4 protein-coding genes and 1 pseudogene are annotated in these 4612 nt (G+C 72.7%); 4 read left to right on the forward strand and 1 reads right to left on the reverse strand.

All coding sequences use genetic code 11. The annotated features are described in order from the left end of the window. Window positions 1-57: 57 nt before the first annotated feature. Window positions 58-1275 (reverse strand): cytochrome P450, encoded by a 1218-nt coding sequence (locus DZF91_RS11615; protein ID WP_117357484.1) that lies wholly within the window; start codon window positions 1273-1275, stop codon window positions 58-60. Between the two features lie 358 nt (window positions 1276-1633). On the opposite strand from DZF91_RS11615, the gene DZF91_RS41095 reads away from it, so the two are divergent. The 4 genes and pseudogenes from DZF91_RS41095 to DZF91_RS11630 all read left to right on the forward strand — a co-directional run. Further along, a complete protein-coding gene (locus DZF91_RS41095; RefSeq protein WP_199486566.1) occupies window positions 1634-1777 on the forward strand; it encodes a hypothetical protein in 144 nt (47 codons plus the stop codon). A gap of 235 nt (window positions 1778-2012) precedes the next feature. Next, window positions 2013-3479, forward strand: a complete 1467-nt coding sequence (locus DZF91_RS41945) for a membrane-associated oxidoreductase (RefSeq protein ID WP_117357485.1) — start codon at window positions 2013-2015, stop codon at window positions 3477-3479. A 139-nt stretch (window positions 3480-3618) separates the two neighbouring features. Further along, window positions 3619-4014 carry a hypothetical protein gene (locus DZF91_RS11625; RefSeq protein ID WP_147341110.1) on the forward strand — a complete coding sequence of 132 codons (396 nt, stop codon included), beginning with the start codon at window positions 3619-3621 and terminating at the stop codon, window positions 4012-4014. Between the two features lie 88 nt (window positions 4015-4102). Continuing rightward, window positions 4103-4612: pseudogene (locus DZF91_RS11630) on the forward strand (hypothetical protein); the annotation flags it as partial.

The raw sequence follows: 4612 nt of genomic DNA on the forward strand, positions 1-4612 counted from the left end.
GCCCCGCGCGCCGCGTCATGCCCGGCGCCGCGTCGTCCTCGGCGCGCCGGGGCCCGGTCAGGCGGCCGGGGTGAAGACCAGGGGGAGCTCCGCCGGGCCCCGGGTGAAGAGTCCCTGCTCGGCGGGGGTGTAGCCGTCGGCGAAGCGGACGTCGGGCATGGCGTCCAGGAGCTGGTTGAGGCCCACCTCCACCTCGGTCTTCGCCAGCAGGGCGCCGACGCAGAAGTGGCGTCCGAGGGCGAAGGCGAGGTGGTCGGCGGCGGCGGAGAAGGCCGTGTCCGCGGACAGGTCGTCCCGGAAGATGTCGAACGAGTCGGGGTGCGCGTAGCGGCCCGGGTCGCGGTTGGCGGCGCCGATGAGGGCGGTGACGGTCCGGCCCGCCTCGACCGTGCCGCCCGCGATCTCGACGTCCTCGGCCGGCTGCCGCATGATCATGTGGACGGGCGGGGTGAACCGGAGCGTCTCGGCGAAGGCGCGCGGGACCAGCGTCCGGTCCGCGCGGACGGCCGCCAGCTGGTCCGGGTGCGCGAGCAGGTTCATCAGGACGGCGGAGATCGCCTTGTCGGTGGTCTCGCCGCCCGCCGCGAGCAGCAGCGAGACGAACGACTTGATGTCCTCGTCGCTCATCGCGGTGCCGTCGATCTCGGCGGCGCAGAGCGTGGACAGCAGGTCGTCGCCGAGGTTCGCGCGCCGCTCCCGGATGATCGGGATCATGTACTCGGCCAGCTCGACGCGGGTGCGCTCGCCCGCCGCGGCGACCTCCGGGTCCTGGGTGAGGTTGCCGAGGAACGCGATGATCGAGGTGTACCACTTCTGGAACCGGGCGTGGTCGGCGCGGTCCAGGCCGAGCATGTCGACGATGACGCGGATCGGGAAGTGCGTCGAGTACTGCGAGACCAGGTCGACGCGGCCGTCCTTGCGGAAGGCGTCGATGAGCTCGGCGGAGTTGCGCTCGATCACCGGCAGGAAGCGGGACTCCAGCTCGCTCCCCCGGAACGCGGGCGCGACCAGCGCCCGGCGGACGGCGTGCTCGCGCCCGCTGAGCTGGAGGATCGTCCGGCCGTGGACGGGTTCGAGCTGCCAGTCGTAGTTGGCCGTGGTGAAGACCGGGTCCTTGAAGACCCGGGCGACGTCCTCGTAGCGGGAGACGATGTAGCTCTGCATGGGCTCGTGCCACAGCAGCGGCGCCTCCGCGCGGTAGGCGGAGTACACGGCGTAGGGGTCGGCCGCGAACTCCGGCGACAGGATGTCGGGCACCTCCGGGGCGGTGGTCATGCTGCGTCCTCGCTCACGTGGTCACGGTGGGGCGTCGTCACGGTGGTCACCGTCACGCCGTCCTCGTCACGGTGGTCACCTTCAGGTGGTCACCTTCACGGTGGTCACCGTCATGGTGGGGTTCGTCACGGTGATCGTCGTCACGGTGGGTCGTCGCCCCGAGCCTAGGGAGCGTTTCGGGGCCCGGTCCATACCTGAATGATCAAGTTTGCCGGAAGTCACAGTGGCCAGCAGGTCTAGACCAAATTGCCGTGGGCATGGGGTCATCCGCGAAAATCTGTTCACTGGACTCACTTCCGTCCCGCCGGCGGCGAACCTCGCCGACGACGGACGGGATCACGGGAGGACGACGACAACGATGAGCGCCGCTCTGGCCAATCCCCGCCGCACCCGGCTCGACTCCTGGCCGTCCCAGGGCCGCCAGGACCGCGAGCCCGAGCCGACCGCAGCCCCGCTGGGCTCCGCGACGCAAGCGTCGGACGAGGAGAAGTCCGCTTCCTGAAGCGCCCCCCGGGGCCGTCCGCGCACCGGACGGCCCCGGGGAGCACGGCCGGCCCCTCCCCCTGATCCCCGCCGCCCCGGCCGGGGATCGTTTTCGTTCGCCCGGATCCGGTGACACGGAACGCCGCCGCCCCGGCCGGGGATCGTTTTCGTTCGCCCGGATCCGGTGACACGGAACGCCGCCGTCCGATATGCCGTCCATGTCACTGGGGACGGTCCCGGCGGAAGGGGGGCGCGTGCGGCGCAGCGAGTTGTCGCGGGCGGAGCGGTCGGTCTGGCGGGCGTTCGCGAGCGGCGAGGCGGTCGACCTCGGCGCCTCCCCCGGCGAGGACGCGACGACCGGCGCGTCCTGGGGACGGGACCGGACCGTGCGGGCCTCGGTCCTGCGCGCCCTGCTGCTGAACGCCCCGACGCGCGACGGCGAGGTCGCGGCGCTGCGGCTGAACGGCGCGCGGATCGTGGGCAGGCTGAACCTGCGCTACGCGACCGTGGACCACGCCATCCGGTTCTGGGGGTGCCACTTCGAGGAGGCGCCCAACCTGTACGGGGCCCGCTTCCGGCAGCTCAACCTGAGCATGTCGTACCTGCCCGCGCTGGAGGCGGCGACCATCCGGGTGGCCGGCGTGCTGCGGTTCACCGACTGCGTCATCCCCGGCCCCGTCCAGCTCGGCGGCGCGCGGATCGAGGGCGCGCTGTTCATGGAGCGGGCGCGGCTCGGCGAGCCGGGCCGCGAGGGGACGCAGATCCTGCACCTCAACCACACGACGTTCAGCGACGACGTGTGGGCTCCCGGGCTCCGGACGCACGGCGAGGTGTCGCTGGTCGGCTCGCGGATCGCGGGGACGCTGAACCTGGAGGACGCCGTCCTCAGCCATCCCGGGCACACCGCGCTGCACGGTGAGATGGCGGCGATCGCCAACGACGTCCGGGCCAAGAGCCTGTGCGCGGAGGGCCGGGTCAACCTGCGCGGGGTGAAGGTGGGCGGGCAGGTCAACCTCGCATACGCGCGGCTGTCCAATCCGGGCGGCGTCGCGCTGCGGGTGAGCGGCTGCACGATCGGCGAGCTCTGGTTCCGGGAGGCCGAGCCGATCGTCGGGCACGTGAACATGCGCCGCGCGTCGTTCAGGCTGCTGAACATCCCGCCGAAGGTGTGGCCCGAGACGGTGGCCCTGGAGGGGCTGGACTACGGGTCGCTGACGCCGCGCCTGCCCGCGCGCGACCGCATCGAGGTCTTCAAGCGGGACGAGTCCGCCTACGTGCCGCACTCGTACGAGCAGCTCGCGGCGTACTACCGGCGCGTCGGGGACGAGAAGGCGGCCCGGAACGTCCAGATCGCGAAGCAGCGGCACTACCGGCGGACGCTTCCCTGGTACGGCCGCGTCTGGGGGTACCTCCAGGACGGCGCGGTCGGCTACGGCTACCGGCCGCTGCGCTCGGCGGCCTGGCTCGCCGCGCTGTGGGCCTTCGGCGCGACGGTGTTCTGGCTGCACAACCCGCCGCCGGTGAAGGCCGACGAGCATCCGCCGTTCAACGCCTTCGCCTACGCCCTCGACCTGCTGCTGCCGATCATCAGCTTCGGGCAGGAGGACCGCTTCGCGCCGCGCGGCGGCTACCAGTGGCTGTCGTACGCGCTGGTCGTCGCGGGTTGGACGCTGGCGTCCACGACCATCGCGGGCGTGAGTCGCGCGCTGAACCGCCAGTGAGGTCTGCGGCCGGGCCGTCCGCGCGGAACGGCGTTCACCGCCTCGTCCCGGTGGTGGCCGTCGGGCGGACATGATGGACTGTTCGTACCACCGAACGTCGCCGGGGAGTGTCCTGATGGATCCGATCACGATCGCCGTTGTGACCGCAGCGACGGGGAAGGCCGTCGAGCTGGCGGGCGAACCCGTCCGGGACAAGGCCAAGCAGCTGTACGCGATGCTGCGGGGCCGTGCCGAGAACGACGCCGAACTCGCGGAGATCGAGCAGGCGCCGGACGACGCGGAGAAGGCGCGCGTCCTTGAGGGCGTCATCCGCCGCGCCGCCGACGCCGACCCGGAGGTGCGCCGGGAGGCCGAGGCGCTGGAGGCGCTGGTCCGGGAGGCGACGGAGGCTAACGCCGAGCTCCGCCGCGAACTCGCCGAGCTGCGCGAGAGCGTGCGGACCCGGCCCACGGAGCAGTACTTCAACAACTTCTCGGGGACGGCCAAGCAAGCGATTCAGGTGCAGAAGGTCAGCGGCACCATCAATATCAGCTAGTCCGCCCGGCGAGAATCCGGACGGCCCGTTGGGGCGTTGCTCGGGACGAAGTGACGCAGATCGGGATGTGCCGCGTACGCTCACTGAGGTGAGCGTGGTGCGTCGCGACGCCCGGCGTCGGTGGGCCGCGGTGGTGGCGTCCGTGGCCGCGCTCTGCCTCACGCCGGTCGCGCTCGCCGCGTGGCCCGCGTCGTCGTCCGGACGGAGCCCGGCCGAGCTGGTGCGGCGGGTCCTCGGCTCGGACGGGCGCGCGCACCGGGGACTGATCGAGGTCACCGGTTCGCTCGGCCTTCCCGACCTGCCCGGACTGGACGACGCGACCGGCCCGCTGCACGGCACGTCCCGGATGCGCTCCTGGTACGGCGGGACGCGCCGCTGGCGGGTCGCCGCGCTGTCCACGACGGGCGAGCGCGACTACCTCGCCAACGGCGACCGCCTCGACGTGTGGGACTACGAGCAGCACCAGTTCACCCGCGTCGCGGGGCGTCCCGCCGTGCGCCCGCCCATGCCTCCCGACCTGACGCCGCCCGCGCTCGCCCGCCGGCTGCTCGGCCTGGTGCGCGCGCCGGACGCCGTGACCGCGCTCGAGCCGCGGCGC

This window comes from Actinomadura logoneensis (genome assembly GCF_003428695.1).
Lineage (GTDB): Bacteria > Actinomycetota > Actinomycetes > Streptosporangiales > Streptosporangiaceae > Spirillospora > Spirillospora logoneensis.

Bases quoted from the DNA above. Each gene is read 5' to 3' on its own strand.
- DZF91_RS11615 (WP_117357484.1), bottom strand. From the start codon at position 1,275: ATGACCACCGCCCCGGAGGTGCCCGACATCCTGTCGCCGGAGTTCGCG.
- DZF91_RS41095 (WP_199486566.1), top strand. From the start codon at position 1,634: ATGAGCGCCGCTCTGGCCAATCCCCGCCGCACCCGGCTCGACTCCTGG.